General features: G+C 68.2%; 16 protein-coding genes. 7 read left to right on the top strand and 9 right to left on the bottom strand.

Translation table 11 applies throughout. The features are described from left to right. Window positions 1-68: 68 nt before the first annotated feature. Both ACIQVL_RS14295 and ACIQVL_RS14300 read left to right on the top strand, forming a co-directional pair. Window positions 69-419 (top strand): hypothetical protein, encoded by a 351-nt coding sequence (locus tag ACIQVL_RS14295; RefSeq protein WP_403475429.1) that lies wholly within the window; start codon window positions 69-71, stop codon window positions 417-419. A 29-nt stretch (window positions 420-448) separates the two neighbouring features. Next, on the top strand, window positions 449-637 hold the full coding sequence (locus ACIQVL_RS14300; RefSeq protein ID WP_403475430.1) for a hypothetical protein: 189 nt from the start codon (window positions 449-451) through the stop codon (window positions 635-637). Here ACIQVL_RS14300 and ACIQVL_RS14305 read toward each other — a convergent pair. The 3 genes from ACIQVL_RS14305 to ACIQVL_RS14315 form a co-directional block, all read right to left on the bottom strand. Next, window positions 623-1183, bottom strand: a complete 561-nt coding sequence (locus ACIQVL_RS14305; protein WP_403434239.1) for a hypothetical protein — start codon at window positions 1181-1183, stop codon at window positions 623-625. The genes ACIQVL_RS14300 and ACIQVL_RS14305 overlap by 15 nt on opposite strands. Window positions 1184-1761: 578 nt before the next feature. Further along, window positions 1762-1989, bottom strand: a complete 228-nt coding sequence (locus tag ACIQVL_RS14310) for a DUF397 domain-containing protein (RefSeq protein ID WP_403433990.1) — start codon at window positions 1987-1989, stop codon at window positions 1762-1764. Further along, window positions 1986-2861 carry a helix-turn-helix domain-containing protein gene (locus ACIQVL_RS14315; protein ID WP_403433987.1) on the bottom strand — a complete coding sequence of 292 codons (876 nt, stop codon included), beginning with the start codon at window positions 2859-2861 and terminating at the stop codon, window positions 1986-1988. The genes ACIQVL_RS14310 and ACIQVL_RS14315 overlap by 4 nt, the downstream gene beginning before the upstream one ends. Before the next feature lie 156 nt (window positions 2862-3017). On the opposite strand from ACIQVL_RS14315, the gene ACIQVL_RS14320 reads away from it, so the two are divergent. From ACIQVL_RS14320 to ACIQVL_RS14335, 4 genes are all read left to right on the top strand, one after another. After that, on the top strand, window positions 3018-3452 hold the full coding sequence (locus ACIQVL_RS14320) for an ATP-binding protein (protein WP_403433985.1): 435 nt from the start codon (window positions 3018-3020) through the stop codon (window positions 3450-3452). 335 nt (window positions 3453-3787) lie between these two features. Next, window positions 3788-4606, top strand: a complete 819-nt coding sequence (locus tag ACIQVL_RS14325; RefSeq protein WP_403475431.1) for a helix-turn-helix domain-containing protein — start codon at window positions 3788-3790, stop codon at window positions 4604-4606. A 46-nt stretch (window positions 4607-4652) separates the two neighbouring features. After that, a complete protein-coding gene (locus ACIQVL_RS14330) occupies window positions 4653-5540 on the top strand; it encodes a hypothetical protein (RefSeq protein WP_403475432.1) in 888 nt (295 codons plus the stop codon). Window positions 5541-5771: 231 nt separating this feature from the next. Beyond that, the gene (locus ACIQVL_RS14335; protein WP_403475433.1) at window positions 5772-7166 is read left to right on the top strand and encodes a S41 family peptidase; all 1395 of its coding nucleotides are present in this window, start codon (window positions 5772-5774) and stop codon (window positions 7164-7166) included. A gap of 116 nt (window positions 7167-7282) precedes the next feature. On the opposite strand, the gene tuf is transcribed toward ACIQVL_RS14335, so the two are convergent. From tuf to rpsL, 4 genes are all read right to left on the bottom strand, one after another. Then, window positions 7283-8476 carry an elongation factor Tu gene (tuf, locus tag ACIQVL_RS14340; protein ID WP_403433975.1) on the bottom strand — a complete coding sequence of 398 codons (1194 nt, stop codon included), beginning with the start codon at window positions 8474-8476 and terminating at the stop codon, window positions 7283-7285. Window positions 8477-8646: 170 nt separating this feature from the next. Further along, window positions 8647-10773 carry an elongation factor G gene (gene fusA, locus ACIQVL_RS14345; RefSeq protein WP_403433972.1) on the bottom strand — a complete coding sequence of 709 codons (2127 nt, stop codon included), beginning with the start codon at window positions 10771-10773 and terminating at the stop codon, window positions 8647-8649. A gap of 39 nt (window positions 10774-10812) precedes the next feature. After that, window positions 10813-11283: a 30S ribosomal protein S7 gene (gene rpsG, locus ACIQVL_RS14350; RefSeq protein WP_005481264.1), complete on the bottom strand. Its 471-nt coding sequence runs from the start codon at window positions 11281-11283 to the stop codon at window positions 10813-10815. A 2-nt stretch (window positions 11284-11285) separates the two neighbouring features. Next, complete coding sequence (gene rpsL / locus ACIQVL_RS14355; RefSeq protein ID WP_003948652.1) at window positions 11286-11657, bottom strand: 30S ribosomal protein S12; 372 nt, start codon at window positions 11655-11657, stop codon at window positions 11286-11288. A gap of 500 nt (window positions 11658-12157) precedes the next feature. On the opposite strand from rpsL, the gene ACIQVL_RS14360 reads away from it, so the two are divergent. After that, window positions 12158-13405 (top strand): glycosyltransferase family 39 protein, encoded by a 1248-nt coding sequence (locus ACIQVL_RS14360; RefSeq protein WP_403433971.1) that lies wholly within the window; start codon window positions 12158-12160, stop codon window positions 13403-13405. Between the two features lie 106 nt (window positions 13406-13511). Here ACIQVL_RS14360 and ACIQVL_RS14365 read toward each other — a convergent pair whose 3' ends face one another. Both ACIQVL_RS14365 and ACIQVL_RS14370 read right to left on the bottom strand, forming a co-directional pair. Beyond that, window positions 13512-13805 (bottom strand): hypothetical protein, encoded by a 294-nt coding sequence (locus ACIQVL_RS14365; RefSeq protein ID WP_403475434.1) that lies wholly within the window; start codon window positions 13803-13805, stop codon window positions 13512-13514. 672 nt (window positions 13806-14477) lie between these two features. Beyond that, window positions 14478-18377, bottom strand: a complete 3900-nt coding sequence (locus tag ACIQVL_RS14370; RefSeq protein ID WP_403433968.1) for a DNA-directed RNA polymerase subunit beta' — start codon at window positions 18375-18377, stop codon at window positions 14478-14480. Window positions 18378-18426: the final 49 nt, after the last annotated feature.

Genomic DNA, 18426 nt, shown 5'->3' on the forward strand with positions numbered 1-18426 from the left:
CCCCTCCCCCGATGATCTGATATACGGTGCGGCCCAGACTACGAGACGCGCGAACGGGGGACGGTCACGTGGGCAACGGAAAGAGCGATCTCGCCATACCGCTGAGCGAGCTTGAGGACTACGGCCGCAAGCTGCGCTCCATCAAGGAACGCCTCAACCACACCAAGAAGATGTTCGAGTCCTACAAGGACGACGTCGGCAGCGGAACCGTCTACGACGCCCTCGACGACTTCGAGTCCAACTGGCACGACGGCCGCGAGGACATCACCAAGCAGATCGATTCGCTCGCCGACATGTCCGACACCGTCGTCCGCGAGTTCAAGAAGCTGGACGACGACCTCGCGAAGAAGGCGAAGGACGCGGTACGGCAGGAGGGCCCGCAGCAGCCAACGGGCGGCGGCGGGAACAAGGCGGAGTAGCCCGCCTTCTCCGGGGACAGCCTGATGGCATGCAGGACACCGCACTGCTCGTCATCGACATGCAGCGCGCCATGCTGAGGGACGCCCACGACGGCGAGGCGTGCCTGGAGCAGGTCGCCCACCACAACGCGATCTTCTCGGTCATCCGGTACGCGGGGCGGTCGGTCACCGTGGCTCCGGCGGCGGAGGTCCGCTTCGACGCCTCACCGGCCGTCTGAACGGCCGGCGTCGGCCATGTTCCACGCCCGCGGCAGTTCACCGCCGCAGAAGACGCAGACGAAGTCGGCCTCCCGGACGATGTTGTGCTCCGCGCAGGCCGGGCAGCGGCGGAACACCACCTCGTGGGTGAAGGCGGCGGGGCGGCGGAGCGGGATGCCGTCGAGTGCGCGGGCCACGGCGGTCCACGACGTGACGTCGGGGCAGTAGCCCGTCGACTGGTTGCTGACCTCGCCGACCGCCCACTCCCCCGCCTCGCGTACGAAGGTGATCTCCCCGGCGCCGAGCACGGCCGCGCCGCCCGCGCAGGCCACGTGCTCGCTCCGGCGAGGGGCCAGTCGCAGCAGCCCGTCGAGACCGACGACGTACGTGAACGGCTCCGCCAGCTCCGCCGGTGCCTGCCGTCCGGCCCACGCCTCGAAGTCGGCCACGGAGGCGATCGGGGTGCCGGGGCCCGTGGACCGCCGTGCCGTGACGGCGAGTTCGGCGGGGCCGACATAGCGGTAGCCGCGCTCCGGCGGGCCGCCGTCGAGCAGCTCCTCCAGCATCCCGTCGTACGACCGGAGCCCCGCCTTGACCTGGTCCGCAGTGGACGAGTCCGGGCGGAGCACCGACGGCAGCCGGGCGACTCGCCACATGCGGTGGACGTGGTGCGGGGTGACGTTTCCGGCCGGGTCCGCCAGGTCGCAGGCGGCGGTGAGGATCTCGATGACCTGGGGTGCGCCGGTAGCAGCGTCCGTACCCGCGTCGAGGGCCACCCCCACCAGCATGTCCAGGAACTCGGTCAGTTGGAGGTCGGCGGCCATGCGGCACATACGGCGTACGACCGACGGGGACGGGTCGTGCAGGCTCTCGACCCCCGTCACTCCGGCGGACCAGAGGACGAGGAGCGGCGCGGACAGGTCGTAGTCGCGGAAGTAGGCCATCTCGTCGGCGATCGCCGACGCCTGGTCGCGGTCGAAGGCGCAGAGCGCGCAGACCTCGGCGAAGAGCCGGTCCCACTGCTGCCGCCTGCCCGCCAGGAACGCGCCGACCGAGACGTCCGCGAACGACCAGGTGCCGGTGGCGTTCAGCGCACCCACGGCCACGACCGCTCCGAGGGGTGCGAACAGCTCGCGGGCGTACCTCACTCGCCGGCGGCGGCCGCGTGGGAGAGGAAGGCCGTCCAGGTGGCGGACGGGAAGGCGAGGTGGGGGCCGCGGGAGGGGGTCGCGGTGTTCTTGGAGTCGCGGACGTGGACGGTGGCAGGGCTGAGGGCGACTTCGACGCAGGAGTCGCCTTCACTGCCACTGCTGTAGCTGCTCTTGAACCACGTCAGGCCGGAGGCGTCCTCGGCCGAGGTCCTGCGGATCATGTCTCCCCCAGCAGTTGTTCGATGAAGGCCGTCGACTCACGTGGCGTGAGCGCCTGCGCCCGGATGATGCCGTACCGCAGTTCAAGGATACGGAGCTGCTTCGCATCGGACACCGGTCGGCCGTTGGCCACTGCCGGCGAACGCCCCACCGCCGAGCCGTCCTCGGACTTCAGCACCTCGATTCCGCCGTCGACCCCCGCGTGCTCCTCACGGTCCATCGGCATCACCTGGAGCTCGACGTTCCGCAACTGCGCGGCCTCCAGCAGGTGTTCCAGCTGCTGACGGAGCACCGTCCGCCCGCCGAGCGGACGCCGAAGCGTCCACTCCTCCAGGACGAAGCTGAGTTCGGGAGCCGGGTCCCGCTCGAAGACGGCCTTACGGGCCACGCGCGCGGCGATGAACCGCTCCACCTCGTCCCCGGTGTACGCCGGGCGACGCATCAGGAGCAGCCCCCGCGCGTATGCGGGGGTCTGCAACAACCCGTGGATGTGGAGCGGGTCGTAGAGCTGGAGCTCCACCGCCCTCGCCTCCAGCTGCGCCAGGTCACGCACCTTCTTGGGGTACCGGACCCGCCCCACGTCCTCCTTCATCGCCGAGAGCAGCCCACCCGCTCCCAGCACCTCGTCCGCCCTGTCCAGATACTCCGGCCGGGGAATCCGCTTGCCACCCTCGATCTTGTAGACCATGTCCTCCCCGTACCCGACCGCCTCCCCGAACTCGGCGGCCCGCATCCCCACCGCCTCCCGCCGCAGCTTCAGCTGCCGCCCGACGGTCGCGATGACCGCGACGCCCCACTCGTCATCGGGATCCACCTCCCAACCCGGCTCGTCCGCCTCGCTCCTGAGCCGCCCCACCGCGCCGTCCACGCTCATCCCGCACCCCTCCGTCGTACGACCGTGCCTCGACGACGCCCTACCCGTACGACCGTGTCCGACAGCCCGGACAGCACCGGACAAGCAGCGGACAGTGACCGTACGCAACGACTCCGTCACTGTTCACGGTAGGCACAGGCGGCCACGCTGAGTGACGTGAACCAGGAAATCTCCACCCCCCTCGACTGCCCGATCCGCAACTTCAGCGTGCTGCTGTCACCCACACGCAGAGGAGCCCGGCTGGCGCGGCTGCTGGCGACCGAGCAACTGCGCTCCTGGGGGCTGCCGTCGGAGGACGCGGCGCACGTCGTCGCGGAACTGGCGGCCAACGCGGCGACGCACGGGCGGACGGCGGGCCGTGGTTTCCGGCTGTTGATGTACGTCGTCGGGAACACGGTCCGCATCGAGGTGACGGACACCTGCGAGGAGCGCCACCCGCGCCTGCAACTCCCCTCCGGGGAGGACGAGAACGGTCGCGGACTGGTGATCGTCGAGGCCCTCGCCGACCGCTGGGGCGTCTCCCTCGGGCCCCGCCCCCGCAAGACCGTCTGGGCCGAACTGACCGTCACGCGGCCCGCCGCGAGACGGTGACGCCCGCCGCCAAGTAGTCAAGAAACCCAGGGAAATCCCCCTCCCCAACCCCACCCGCCTCCCCGCCGCCGCCCGTCACCCTCCGGAGTGAACATGGCCAACTGGGCTGGATTCGGTGCCGGTTGCCCGGCATATGCTCGCCGCGACAACACCGGGTGATCGCGAGAGCGACAGATGGTCACCCGCGCACATACGACGGCCCCCGGCCGGGACTAGCGATCCCGATCGAGGGCCTGACCACCTAGGAAGACACAACCTTCCCGATGGATGCACAGCACACTAGCGCGCCCTCGCGCGCCCGGTCAGCCGTTCCCGGGTCGAACCCCTCGTACGGGGTGACCCACGTCAACGTCCGGCTCACCACGCGGTACACGGTGGTCGACAACCGCCTCCTCCAGCACCGCGAACTCTCCCTCACCGCGATCGGCCTCGCCGGCCACATCCAGTCGCTGCCGACCGGCGCCCGCGTGGACATCAAGTCGCTGACCGGGCGTTTCCCGGAGGGTGAGGTACGGATCGCGACGGCGCTGCGCGAACTGGAGGCCCACGGCTACCTGTCCCGGACACGCGAGCGGCTGCCGAGCGGCCGGGTGGTCTCGCGGACCGTGTCGTACAACCGGCCGCCGGGGGCGGAGGAGGGACGAGAGCTTACGCCGCCAACGTCACCGCCAACGGCCCCGGCACCCCGCCCGGATCGGGCGCCCCGCCCAGACCGGACACATCCCCCGGCACCGGCGCCGGCGCCCCGCCCGGCGAAGCCGCCTCTGCCAGAACCCACGCGCAGCACGCCCGATCCGCAGCGCACGGCCACCACCCTCCTCTCCCGCCTCCACCACGACGACCCCCGCCTGCTCCTCCCCGAACGCGAGGTACGACGGCTCGCCCCGGCCGTCGACGCCTGGCTGGAACGCGGGGCTTCGCCCGATGCCGTACGCCGCACCCTCACGTCCTGCCTCCCGGCCGAGCCGCTCCGCCACCCGGCGGGCCTCCTGGCCCACCGCCTCACGGAGTACCTGCCACCGCCACCACCGCCCGCCCCGCCGCGTCCGCTCCCCTTCCAGGACTGCGACGGCTGCGACCGCCCGTTCCGCGCGGCACAACCCGGCCGCTGCCGAGACTGCCGCACCCACCGACCACTGCAGAGAACGGCCTGACCAGCCAGGCCCGTACGACTACGACGAGAGGCCCCGATTCCCCCTCATGGTCAGCTCCCCGCACGAAGCGATGCACCGGATCTTCCAACAGGATCCGGGGCTCTTCCCCCGAGCCGTAAGGGCGCTCGGTGTCTCGTTCAGCGATCCGGTCTCGGCTTCACCGTTTCCCACGGACCTGACGGAGAACCACCCCCTGGAACGCCGGGTGGACACCCTCCTCCGCCTCGACACGGTGAAAGACGGCAGCTTCCTCCTCGCCGTGGAGGCGCAGGGAGGTCGGGACCCCGGCAAGCCCGCCAGCTGGGCCTACTACCTGGCGTATCTCTACGCCAAGTACAAGATGCCGGCGGTGCTGCTGGTCGTCTGCCAGGACAGGCACACGGCCGCCTGGGCGGCACGACAGGTCAGCCTCGGGCCCCCGCAGTGGCCCACCCTCACCCTGCGCCCGCTCGTCCTGGGCCCGGACGTCGTGCCCGTCATCGACACGCCGGAAGCAGCCGCCAAGGACATCTCCCTCGCGGTGCTGTCCTCCGCGCTGCACAGCCGTGCCCCGGAGTCCGATGCCATACTGAAAGCACTGGCAGCCGCCCTGAAGGGCCTGCAGGCCGACGACGAAGACACCGCGAGCATCTACATCGAGCTCACCGAACAAGGCCTGGGCAAGACGCCGGCCGCGGACCTCTGGAGGCATCTCATGGCCGTCGACCTCTCCATCTTCCAGTCCCGGACGGCCCAGGCCCTGCGCGCCGAAGGCCTGACCGAAGGCCTCGCCGAAGCCCTCCTGGTCGTCCTCGGCGGCCGTGGCGTCGACATCAGCGACGAAGCCCGCGACCGCATCACCTCCTGCGACGACCACGACACCCTCACCACCTGGCTGACCCGCGCCGCCACGGCCACCACCACGGCCGAACTCTTCGAGCAGCCCGAGTCGTAAGAGGAGGGGAAGCGGGACCGGCCGACCCTGGGATGGCGGCCCTGGTCGACACCTCCCTCGACGACCTCGACGACCTCGACGACACCTACGGCCTCGTCGCCGAGTTCGCCTCGCTGCACTGAGGCTGTCCCCACCCTCGGCCCACCCGTCTGCCGGATGGTCGGGGGCCCTCGGCGTCCGTCACCGTGAAGGGCGGAAACGTCAGTCGCGTGCAGGGGGAAGGACGCCATCGTGCGAAAAGCCGTCGGGACCGCAGCTCTTCTCGTCGCTCTCGCCGTGCCGGCCGTGGGGGCGGCACCGGACACCAGCGCCACCAGCTCGACCGGTGGCGTCAGCGCCACCGGGCTGTGGCGTATGGACGGGTACGGGACCGTCCTCGCCATCGACGGGCACGGGGTGCAGGAGTACCAGACCACCGCGGTCAGCTGCCTGAAGGGGTACTTCGCCACGGCGGCCCCGAAACCGGGGACGTACGACGTCGAGGGCGCCGTCATCACCGTGCGGCCCGCCCCGGACGGGGCACACGCCCGGTTCGGTGTCGACGTCGCGGTGGGACACCGGCAGCTGCGCCGGATCGGCTCCCTGCCCGCCGCCTGCAGCCGCCCGCCCGCGGCCGACGACCCCCGCGCCGCCTTCGACGTCTTCTGGCAGTCGTTCGAGGAGAACTACCCCTTCTTCGCCGCCAAGGGCATCGACTGGCACGCCGTACGCGACCGCTACCGGCCCCTGGTCCACCAGGACACCACCCGAGCCCGGCTCTTCGACATCTTCAGCCGCATGATCACCCCGCTGCACGACGCGCACGTCCTCGTCCTGGACGGCGACCGCCACTACGGCGTGCCCAGGCCCGGCACCGTCGTCCCCACCGAGGAACTCAACGACAAGGTCAAGAAGTTCGTCGTCGAACGCGACCTCGCCCAGGCCACCCACCGGCAGGACTTCGCCGGCGGCCTCATCACGTACGCCGACCTGAAGCAGCGGGGCCTCGGCTACCTCCGGATCGCGAGCTTCGACGGGTACGACCGCGACGACCCGTCGTACACCGCCCAGCTCGCCGAACTCGACCGGGCGCTCGACACCGTCCTCACCCCCGCCCGCACCCGCGCCCTCCGCGGCCTGGTCATCGACCTCCGCCTCAACGGCGGCGGCTCCGACGCCCTCGGCATCCGCATCGCCCAGCGCCTCACGGACACGCCGTACGTCGCCTACTCCAAGCGCGCCCGCAACGACCCGGGGGACGCGACCGCGCACACCCGCCCCGAGCCGATCCCGGTCACGCCGTACCACGGCCCCGGTTACACCGGCCCGGTCGCCCTCCTCACCGGCGGCTCCACCGTCAGCGCCGGCGAGACGTTCACCCAGGCCCTGATCGACCGGCCGGGGCGGACGGTCCGGATCGGGCAGCCGACCCAGGGCGTCTTCTCCGACGTCATGACCCGAGCCCTCCCCAACGGCATGGCCGTCTGGCTCCCGAACGAGGAGTACCTGACCCGGACCGGCACGACCTTCGACGGGACCGGGATCCCGCCGCAGATCACCGAACCGGTCTTCACGGACGAGGAGTTCACGAAGGGACGGGACTCGGCGTTCGACCGGGCGGTGCAGGTGTTGCGGTCCGGTCACTGAGCCCCGCGAGCCGGCGCCCGCGGGTGTGGCGGGTTGCCGGGACGGCAAAGGGGCCCGTACGACCGGAGTCGTACGGGCCCCTTCAGACCTGCCTGGTCAGCCCTTGCGGGCCGAGATCACTTGTTGATCTTGGTGACCTGGCCGGCGCCGACCGTGCGGCCACCCTCGCGGATGGCGAACTTCAGGCCCTCTTCCATGGCGACGGGCTGGATGAGCTCCACCTTCATCTCGGTGTTGTCACCCGGCATGACCATCTCGGTGCCCTCGGGGAGGGTCACGACGCCGGTCACGTCCGTCGTACGGAAGTAGAACTGCGGACGGTAGTTGTTGAAGAACGGCGTGTGGCGGCCACCCTCGTCCTTGGACAGGATGTAGGCCTGCGCCTCGAACTCGGTGTGCGGGGTGACCGAGCCCGGCTTGATGATGACCTGGCCGCGCTCGACGTCCTCGCGCTTGATGCCACGGAGGAGCAGACCGACGTTCTCACCGGCCTGGCCCTCGTCGAGCAGCTTGCGGAACATCTCGATGCCGGTGACCGTGGTGGTGGTCTTCTCGGTCTTGATGCCGATGATGTCGACGGTCTCGTTGACCTTGAGGACACCACGCTCGATACGACCGGTGACGACGGTGCCACGACCGGTGATCGTGAAGACGTCCTCGATCGGCATCAGGAACGGCTTGTCGACGTCACGCTCGGGCTGCGGGATGGACTCGTCGACGGCCTTCATCAGGTCGAGGACGGTCTGGGTCCACTCCGGGTCGCCCTCGAGAGCCTTGAGCGCGGAGACCTTGACGACCGGCAGGTCGTCGCCCGGGAACTCGTACTCGGAGAGGAGCTCACGGACCTCGAGCTCGACGAGCTCCATGATCTCCTCGTCGTCCACCATGTCGGCCTTGTTCAGGGCGACGACGATGTACGGAACGCCGACCTGGCGGGCCAGGAGGACGTGCTCCTTGGTCTGCGGCATCGGGCCGTCGGTGGCGGCCACGACCAGGATCGCGCCGTCCATCTGCGCGGCACCCGTGATCATGTTCTTGATGTAGTCCGCGTGACCGGGGCAGTCGACGTGCGCGTAGTGACGGGTCTCCGTCTGGTACTCGACGTGCGCGATGGAGATCGTGATACCGCGCTGACGCTCCTCGGGCGCCTTGTCGATGTTGTCGAACGCGGTCGCCTCGTTCAGGTCCGGGTACGCGTCGTGCAGCACCTTGGTAATGGCGGCCGTGAGGGTCGTCTTACCGTGGTCGATGTGACCGATGGTGCCGATGTTGACGTGCGGCTTAGTCCGCTCGAACTTCGCCTTCGCCACTGGGGTCCTCCTGTGGAGTGGTTCTGTACGCCTGGGTTCAGTCGGCGCCAGGTGATCTTTGCTGTTGGGTCCCGGGCCCCGGGCCGTACCGCCACGAATGTGGAGGAACGACCCGTGAGGCTCCGGGGTCAAGCCTAAGGCGTGTGTGTGCGCCGCGTTGAACGCGGTACTTACTCGCCCTTGGCCTTCGCGATGATCTCCTCGGCGACGTTCCGCGGAACCTCGGCGTAGGAGTCGAACTGCATGGAGTAGCTGGCCCGGCCGGACGTCTTGCTGCGCAGGTCGCCGACGTAACCGAACATCTCCGAGAGGGGCACGAGGCCCTTCACGACGCGGGCACCGGCCCGCTCCTCCATGGCCTGGATCTGACCACGGCGGGAGTTGATGTCGCCGATGACCTCACCCATGTAGTCCTCGGGCGTGGTGACCTCGACGGCCATCATCGGCTCGAGGAGCACGGGCTTGGCCTTGCGCGCGGCCTCCTTGAAGGCCTGCGAGCCGGCGATCTTGAAGGCGAGCTCGGAGGAGTCGACCTCGTGGTAGCCACCGTCGAGGAGCGTGACGCGGACACCGGTCATCTCGTAGCCGGCGAGGATGCCGAACTGCATGGCCTCCTGCGCACCGGCGTCGACCGAAGGGATGTACTCCTTCGGGATACGACCACCGGTCACCTTGTTCACGAACTCGTACGACGCGTCGCCGCCCTCGATCGGCTCGATCGCGATCTGCACCTTGGCGAACTGACCGGTACCACCGGTCTGCTTCTTGTGGGTGTAGTCGACGCGGTCGACGGCCTGACGGATCGTCTCGCGGTACGCGACCTGCGGCTTGCCGACGTTGGCCTCGACCCGGAACTCACGGCGCATACGGTCGACCAGCACCTCGAGGTGCAGCTCGCCCATACCACCGATGATGGTCTGGCCGGTCTCCTCGTCCGAGTGAACCTGGAAGGAGGGGTCCTCCTCCGCGAGACGCTGGATGGCGACACCCAGCTTCTCCTGGTCACCCTTGGACTTGGGCTCGATGGCGACCTGGATGACCGGCGCCGGGAAGTCCATGGACTCCAGGATCACCGGCTGCTTGTCGTCGCACAGCGTCTCACCGGTCGTGGTCTGCTTCAGACCCATGACGGCGATGATGTCGCCGGCGCCCACCGACTCGATCTCCTCACGCTTGTTCGCGTGCATGCGGTAGATCTTGCCGATGCGCTCCTTCTTGCCCTTGACGGAGTTCAGCACGGCGCTGCCGGACTCCAGGCGGCCCGAGTAGACCCGGACGAAGGTGAGCTTGCCGAGGTGCGGGTCGCTCATGATCTTGAACGCCAGCGCGGACAGCGGCTCCTCGTCGGACGGCTTGCGCTTGACCACGACCTCCGGGTCCTTCACGTCGTGGCCTTCGATGGCCTCGACGTCCAGGGGGGAGGGCAGGTAGCGCACGACCGCGTCGAGCAGGGGCTGGACGCCCTTGTTCTTGAACGCGGTACCGCAGAACACCGGGGTGACGGTGACGCCGTCGGACTTGCCGGACGCGATGGTGATACGACGGATCGCGGCGTACAGCTGCTCCACGGAAGGCTCCTGGCCCTCCAGGAACAGCTCCATGATCTCGTCGTCGTTCTCGGCGACGGTCTCGACGAGCTTGCCGCGGTACTCCTCGGCAGCCTCGGTGTGGGTGGCCGGGATGTCGACGACGTCGTACATCTCGCCCTTCTCCGCCTCGGCGGACCACACGAGCGCCTTCATCGTGACCAGGTCGACGACGCCCTTGAAGTCGGCCTCGGCACCGATCGGGAGCTGCATGACGATCGGCGTGGCGCCCAGGCGACTGCTGATCATGTCGACGCAGCGGTGGAACTCGGCACCGGTCCGGTCGAGCTTGTTGACGAAGCAGATACGCGGCACGCCGTAGCGGTCCGCCTGACGCCACACCGTCTCGGACTGCGGCTCGACACCGGCGACGCCATCGAACACCGTCACGGCACCGTCGAGCACGCGCAGGGAGCGCTCCACCTCGACGGTGAAGTCGACGTGGCCCGGGGTGTCGATGATGTTGATGGTGTGGTCGACGTCTTCGAGCGGCCAGTGACAGGTGGTGGCAGCAGAGGTGATCGTGATGCCACGCTCCTGCTCCTGCTCCATCCAGTCCATGGTGGCAGCGCCGTCGTGGACCTCACCGATCTTGTACGAAACGCCGGTGTAGAACAGGATCCGCTCGGTGGTGGTCGTCTTGCCCGCGTCGATGTGGGCCATGATCCCGATGTTGCGGACCTTGGCCAGGTCAAGTGAAGTGGTAGCCATAAGGCTTCGGTCTTCTCTCGGTCTCGATGGGGGTAGCGACTACCAGCGGTAGTGCGCGAAGGCCTTGTTGGACTCGGCCATCTTGTGCGTGTCCTCGCGCTTCTTGACGGCCGCACCGAGGCCGTTCGAAGCGTCGAGAAGCTCGTTGAGCAGACGCTCGGTCATGGTCTTCTCGCGACGGGCGCGGGAGTAGCCGACGAGCCAGCGCAGCGCGAGGGTGTTGGCGCGACCGGGCTTGACCTCGATCGGAACCTGGTACGTCGCACCACCGACACGGCGGGACTTGACCTCGAGGGTCGGCTTGATGTTCTCCAGCGCGCGCTTCAGCGTGATGACCGGGTCGTTGCTGGTCTTCTCGCGCAGGCCCTCCATGGCGCCGTACACGATGCGCTCGGCGGTGGAGCGCTTGCCGTTCAGCAGCACCTTGTTGATCAGGGAGGTGACAAGAGGAGAACCGTAGACCGGGTCGATGATGACCGGGCGCTTCGGGGCGGGGCCCTTACGAGGCATTCTTACTTCTCCTTCTTGGCGCCGTAGCGGCTGCGGGCCTGCTTGCGGTTCTTGACACCCTGGGTGTCAAGCGAGCCGCGGATGATCTTGTAGCGAACACCGGGCAGGTCCTTCACACGGCCGCCGCGCACGAGCACGATGGAGTGCTCCTGCAGGTTGTGTCCCTCACCCGGAATGTAAGCGGTGACCTCGATCCCGCTGGTCAGACGCACACGCGCGACCTTACGCAGGGCCGAGTTCGGCTTCTTCGGGGTGGTCGTGAACACACGCGTGCAGACGCCCCGGCGCTGAGGGGAGCCCTCGAGTGCGGGGGTCTTGTTCTTCTCGACCTTGTCCTGCCGGCCCTTGCGGACCAGCTGCTGGATCGTAGGCACTACTTCTCCGGTTTCTGTGTGCCGATGGTGAAGCTAACCTGGAACGTCGCCGACCCACGCGGTCGGGTGTGTCGGATTCCGTGGACCCCTGCCGCGAGGCAGAAGGGACGCGGATCGCGGTGGCCGCTTCGTCACTCCGGTGCGGTTTGAAGGCACGCACGAGGATCAGGGCACACCCCAGGCACAAGGTCTGAGCGTACCCAGCGCATTCACTCCGGTCAAAACAAAAGAAGGGGGACCGGTTGCGGGGGGCGTGAGCTGGGGTTTTGAGACGCCTTCCGATATACCACGGAGACGAACGACACGCGAACGGAGAGCGGCGCGAGCTGACGCCGATCGGATTCACAGCTGTGCGACGCTGATCAGATCTTCTGATCGCCGGTCCCCAGCGCCGCGCCCGCAGGGGGCGTGGGGAACTGCGCGACCAGCCACGACGGACCCGCGGCCGCCCGAGGACCACGCGCGGCACTTCCATCGGCGTTCTTCAGGGGGATTCACGCATGAGCACAGCTCAGAGCAACACTGCGACCACTGCCGAGCCTGCGCCGCGCCCCCGCCTACCCCCGGCCGCCCGACCCTACCTCCCGCCCCTCGCCCTCTACGGCGCCGCCAAGCTCACCGGCCTCCTCGTCTTCGCCTGGCTGCTGACGTCCGCCGGTGACTACCGGCACAAGGACCCCCGCTTCGGCGGCGGCGCCCACTGGTGGGACGTCCTGTCCACCTGGGACGGCTGGTGGTACCTCCAGGTCGCGCAGAAGGGCTATCACCCCGGCCCCCTCCAGCCCCTCGCTCCGGGCGGCCAGTTCAGCGCGGAGCAGAACTCGGTCGCGTTCTTCCCCCTGTACCCGGGGCTGGTCCGGGCCGTCTCGGAAGTCACCGGCCTCGGTCTGTACGGCGCGGCGATCGCGGTCTCGGTGGTGTGCTCGTTCGTGGCGGCGGCCGGCATCTACGCCGTGGTCTCGCTGCTCGCCGGCGCCCGGGCCGGCACCGTCGCGGCCGGCCTGTGGGCCGTGGCCCCCGCCGCCGGCGTCGAGTGGGCGGTCTACACGGAGTCCCTGTTCGTGGCGATCGCCGCCTGGACCTGCCACGCGGTGATGAAACGCCGCTGGGTGACGGCGGGCCTGCTCGCCTTCCTGTCCGGCCTGAGCCGCCCCACGGCGGCCGTGCTGATCGGCGCGGTCGGCCTGGCCGCGCTGGTGACGCTGGTGCGCCGGGACAGCCGGCGGGAGCAGGGCGTAGCGGCCCCGCTGTACGCGGCGGTCGCCGCGCCCCTCGGCCTGCTCACCTACATCGGCTGGGTCGGCTGGTCGATGGGCGCCCCAGGGGCGTACTTCTCGCTCCAGCGCGAGGCCTGGGCCCACTACTTCGACTTCGGCGCGTACACCCTGGACGTGCTGCGGAACGTGGCGGTGGGGCACGGCGACTACCTCTTCGCCTACTCGGTCCCGGACCTGATCGCCGTGCAGGTGGTGGTGGCGCTGCCGTTCCTCGTCGCGCTCCTGCTGCGGAAACGGCCACCCCTGGTGCTGACGGCGTACACCCTCGCCTCGATCGTGACGATCCTCGGCACCCAGCAGATGTTCGGCAACACCCCGCGCTACCTGCTCCCCGTCTTCCCGCTGCTGCTCGCTCCGGCGACGGCGATGGCGCGCCTGAAGTGGCCGAGCCTGCTGGTGTTCTTCGCCACGGCGGCGGTGGCGTCGGGGTGGTACGCGCACTACGTGATCTTCGAGCTGGGAATTCCGTAGACCGGGGGCGACGCCGGCTTCCTGGCGGCCGACTCGACAGCCCGCGTCACGGTCCCGGGCACTTTTCGTTCTGGGCCCGCAGCCGGCGAGGAGATCTGGGCCCTGATCACGGCCCCGAAGCCGCCATCGCGCCCTTCGGCTCTCGCGCGGGCATCGCATTCCAGTCACTCTTCGCCCTGCCGATCGTGACAGCAGCGACGGCAGGCGCCCTTTCCTGATCCAGCCCCGGCAGATGTCCTTGAACACCGGATCGGAAATCGGGTACGCACGTCACGTAGACGACACTGACTTCATCCCGATAAATAGCCTCGCCGATGGCGAGGATCCACACGTCCCGCAGTCCGAACATTCCCAGCCCCAGGAATACCAGCGCCGACGCAATCGCAACCGGCAGGAGCAAAGCCCGAGGCCAGCGCCACCTTGGCCGCCCGGCGCTCAGAGCGTGAGCAGGAATACAGAGAGCCCCAGGAGTGCCACGCCCACTCCGGCGGACACCGCAACTCGCAGCGGCCTCGACGGGAATTCCGGGACCCTTCGAGCACTTTCCCATGTCGCGAAAGAAACAAAGAAAGAAATCGCCGAAACAGTAAAGAGCCCTACAGAAATAAAGAAGTACCAGACCCTCATTCTCCGCCCCCACGTATCTCGGTGATCATTTGAGAGAATAGCGGAGGGGGAGAGCCGGGACAAGGCGAACTCCCTCCGCAACACCGCCAGCCAGGAAAGGAATCTTTGGGACATCAGGCAATTTTGAGGCCTATCCAGCCATCGAGATGGAGGCGATCCAGAACTGGAAGGACGTGCCCCCCCCCATGAAGGAGTTTTCAGTAAACCGGCCATCTTTGTGACCGCCGAAAGCGCTCTGCCGAAGGTCAAGGAATTACCCCTCACGTTCACAGGACGCAACGCGAAATTACAGCCTCTTCGGCCACGACTCCGCTCGTCCTCGCCGTCGCCGCCGAGAGCGCCTCGCTCCCCTCCCCCCAACCAGAACGACACCGGCGGCCGGTACAACGCCGAAGGGCGGTCACCCCGTACGAAACGGGGTGACCGCCCTTCGGCTCATGCTCGCTTACTGGTTGTACGGACCGTAGTCGTAGTCCTCCAGCGGGACGGCCTGGCCGGAGCCGGTGCCGAACGGCGAGTAGTCGATGTCGTCGTAGCCGACGGCCGAGTACATCGCGGCCTTGGCCTCCTCGGTCGGCTCGACCCGGATGTTGCGGTAGCGGGACAGACCCGTACCGGCCGGGATGAGCTTACCGATGATGACGTTCTCCTTGAGGCCGATGAGGCTGTCGGACTTGGCGTTGATCGCCGCGTCCGTCAGAACTCGGGTCGTCTCCTGGAAGGAGGCGGCCGACAGCCAGGACTCCGTCGCCAGCGAGGCCTTGGTGATACCCATGAGCTGCGGACGACCCGAAGCCGGGTGACCGCCCTCCTGGACCACACGACGGTTCTCGTGCTCGAACTTCGAGCGCTCGACCAGCTCGCCGGGCAGCAGCTCGGCGTCGCCGGACTCGATGATCGTCACGCGGCGCAGCATCTGCCGGATGATGATCTCGATGTGCTTGTCGTGGATCGACACACCCTGCGAGTTGTACACCTTCTGGACCTCGCCGACCAGGTGGACCTGGACGGCACGCTGACCCAGGATGCGCAGCACGTCGTGCGGGTTGGTGGCACCCACGGTGAGCTTCTGGCCCACCTCGACGTGCTCGCCCTCGCTGACCAGGAGACGGGCACGCTTCGAGATGGGGTAGGCCATCTCGTCGCTGCCGTCGTCCGGGGTGACGACGATCTTCTTGGTCTTCTCGGTCTCCTCGATCCGCACGCGGCCCTGGGCCTCGGAGATCGGGGCGACACCCTTCGGGGTACGGGCCTCGAAGAGCTCGACGACACGCGGCAGACCCTGGGTGATGTCGTCACCGGCCACACCACCGGTGTGGAAGGTACGCATCGTCAGCTGGGTACCGGGCTCACCGATGGACTGGGCGGCGATGATGCCGACCGCCTCACCGATGTCGACCAGCTTGCCGGTGGCCAGCGAGCGGCCGTAGCACATGGCGCAGGTGCCGACGGCGGACTCACAGGTCAGGACCGAACGGGTCTTGACCTCGGAGACGCCACGGGCGACCAGCTCGTCGATGAGCACGTCACCGAGGTCGGTGTTGGCCGGGGCCAGCACCACGCCGTCGACGACGATGTCCTCGGCCAGCGCACGGGCGTACACGCTGGTCTCGACGTTGTCCGCCTTGCGCAGCACGCCGTCCGCGCCGACCTCCGCGATGTGCAGCTTGAGGCCGCGCTCGGTGCCGCAGTCCTCCTCGCGGATGATGACGTCCTGGGAGACGTCGACCAGACGACGGGTGAGGTAACCCGAGTCGGCGGTACGCAGGGCGGTGTCCGCCAGACCCTTACGGGCACCGTGCGTGGAGATGAAGTACTCCAGCACGGACAGACCCTCACGGAACGACGCCTTGATCGGACGCGGGATCGTCTCGTTCTTCGCGTTCGACACCAGACCACGCATACCGGCGATCTGACGCATCTGCATCATGTTGCCTCGTGCACCCGAGTTCACCATCATGAAGATCGGGTTGGTCTTCGGGAAGTTCTCGTTCATCGCCTCGGCGACCTCGTTGGTCGCCTGGGTCCAGATCTGGATGAGCTCCTGCGTGCGCTCGTCCTTGGTGATCAGACCGCGCTCGTACTGCTTCTGGACCTTCTCGTCCTTGGCCTCGTAGCCGGCGACGATCGCCTTCTTCGCCTCGGGAACGACGACGTCGGAGATCGCGACGGTGACGCCGGAACGGGTCGCCCAGTAGAAGCCGGACGCCTTCAGGTTGTCGAGCGTCGCCGCCACGATGACCTTCGGGTAGCGCTCCGCGAGGTCGTTGACGATCTCGGAGAGCTGCTTCTTGCCGACCTCGTAGTCGACGAACGGGTAGTCCTCGGGCAGCAGCTCGTTGAAGAGCGCACGGCCGAGCGTGGTCCTCAGACGGAAGCTGTCACCGGTCTGGTACTCCGGCTCGCCCTCTTCCGCGGCCGGCGGGGTCCAGCCGCGCGGCGGGATGGTGCCCACCGGGAAGCGGATGTCGATCTTCGACTGGAGCGAGAGCTCGCCCGCGTCGAAGGCCATGATCGCCTCGGCCGCCGAGCCGAACGCACGGCCCTCGCCCTTGACGTTGCGCATCTCGCCGTCGGTCGTCAGGAAGAACAGACCGAGGACCATGTCCTGGGTCGGCATCGTCACCGGACGGCCGTCGGCGGGCTTGAGGATGTTGTTCGAGGACAGCATCAGGATGCGGGCCTCGGCCTGCGCCTCCGCGGACAGCGGCAGGTGCACGGCCATCTGGTCACCGTCGAAGTCCGCGTTGAACGCGGTGCAGACGAGCGGGTGGATCTGGATGGCCTTGCCCTCGACCAGCTGCGGCTCGAAGGCCTGGATGCCGAGGCGGTGCAGGGTGGGCGCACGGTTCAGCAGCACCGGGTGCTCGGCGATGACCTCTTCGAGGACGTCGTACACGACGGTGCGGCCGCGCTCCACCATGCGCTTGGCGGACTTGATGTTCTGCGCGTGGTTCAGGTCGACCAGGCGCTTCATCACGAACGGCTTGAAGAGCTCCAGCGCCATGGCCTTGGGCAGACCGCACTGGTGCAGCTTCAGCTGCGGGCCGACGACGATGACGGAACGCGCCGAGTAGTCGACTCGCTTGCCGAGCAGGTTCTGACGGAAACGACCCTGCTTGCCCTTCAGCATGTCGCTGAGGGACTTCAGCGGACGGTTGCCGGGGCCCGTGACCGGGCGGCCACGACGGCCGTTGTCGAAGAGGGCGTCGACCGCCTCCTGGAGCATGCGCTTCTCGTTGTTCACGATGATCTCGGGCGCACCGAGGTCGAGAAGCCGCTTCAGGCGGTTGTTGCGGTTGATCACACGGCGGTACAGGTCGTTCAGGTCGGAGGTCGCGAAGCGGCCACCGTCCAGCTGCACCATCGGGCGGAGGTCCGGCGGGATGACCGGCACGCAGTCGAGCACCATGCCCTTGGGGCTGTTGCTGGTCTGCAGGAACGCGGAGACGACCTTGAGGCGCTTGAGCGCACGGGTCTTCTTCTGGCCCTTGCCGGTGCGGATGATCTCGCGGAGCCTCTCGGCCTCCTCGTCGAGGTCGAAGGACTCCAGACGCTTCTGCAGCGCCGCGGCACCCATCGAGCCGTCGAAGTACGTGCCGAAGCGGTCACGCAGCTCGCGGTAGAGGAGCTCGTCGCCCTCCAGGTCCTGGACCTTGAGGTTCTTGAAGCGGGTCCACACCTCGTCGAGGCGGTCGATCTCGCGCTGCGAACGGTCGCGCAGCTGCTTCATCTCACGCTCGGCACCCTCGCGCACCTTGCGGCGCACGTCGGCCTTGGCGCCCTCGGCCTCCAGCTCGGCCAGGTCGCTTTCCAGCTTCTTGGCGCGGGCTTCCAGGTCGGCGTCCCGGCGGTTCTCGACCTGCTGGCGCTCCACGGAGACGTGCGCCTCCAGGGAGGGCAGGTCGCGGGTGCGGCGCTCCTCGTCGACGAACGTGATCATGTACGCCGCGAAGTAGATGACCTTCTCGAGGTCCTTGGGAGCCAGGTCGAGCAGGTAGCCCAGCCGGCTCGGGACACCCTTGAAGTACCAGATGTGCGTGACGGGCGCGGCCAGCTCGATGTGGCCCATCCGCTCACGGCGCACCTTGGCGCGGGTCACCTCGACGCCGCAGCGCTCACAGATGATGCCCTTGAAGCGGACGCGCTTGTACTTGCCGCAGTAGCACTCCCAGTCCCGGGTGGGGCCGAAGATCTTCTCGCAGAAGAGCCCGTCCTTTTCCGGCTTGAGGGTGCGGTAGTTGATCGTCTCGGGCTTCTTGACCTCGCCGTGGCTCCACTGACGGATGTCGTCCGCGGTGGCCAGGCCGATCCGGAGCTCGTCGAAGAAGTTGACGTCGAGCACTATGCGTCAATCCCTCTCAGGGTTGTGAGTCTTCAGGTCTGAAACGGGG

The sequence above is a fragment of the Streptomyces sp. NPDC090499 genome (assembly GCF_044769305.1).
In the GTDB taxonomy this organism is placed as follows: domain Bacteria; phylum Actinomycetota; class Actinomycetes; order Streptomycetales; family Streptomycetaceae; genus Streptomyces.

Bases quoted from the DNA above. Each gene is read 5' to 3' on its own strand.
- ACIQVL_RS14310 (WP_403433990.1), bottom strand. From the start codon at position 1,989: ATGATCCGCAGGACCTCGGCCGAGGACGCCTCCGGCCTGACGTGGTTC.
- ACIQVL_RS14315 (WP_403433987.1), bottom strand. From the start codon at position 2,861: ATGAGCGTGGACGGCGCGGTGGGGCGGCTCAGGAGCGAGGCGGACGAG.
- ACIQVL_RS14300 (WP_403475430.1), top strand. From the start codon at position 449: ATGCAGGACACCGCACTGCTCGTCATCGACATGCAGCGCGCCATGCTG.
- fusA (WP_403433972.1), bottom strand. From the start codon at position 10,773: ATGGCTACCACTTCACTTGACCTGGCCAAGGTCCGCAACATCGGGATC.
- ACIQVL_RS14305 (WP_403434239.1), bottom strand. From the start codon at position 1,183: ATGCTGGAGGAGCTGCTCGACGGCGGCCCGCCGGAGCGCGGCTACCGC.
- ACIQVL_RS14360 (WP_403433971.1), top strand. From the start codon at position 12,158: ATGAGCACAGCTCAGAGCAACACTGCGACCACTGCCGAGCCTGCGCCG.
- rpsG (WP_005481264.1), bottom strand. From the start codon at position 11,283: ATGCCTCGTAAGGGCCCCGCCCCGAAGCGCCCGGTCATCATCGACCCG.
- ACIQVL_RS14330 (WP_403475432.1), top strand. From the start codon at position 4,653: ATGGTCAGCTCCCCGCACGAAGCGATGCACCGGATCTTCCAACAGGAT.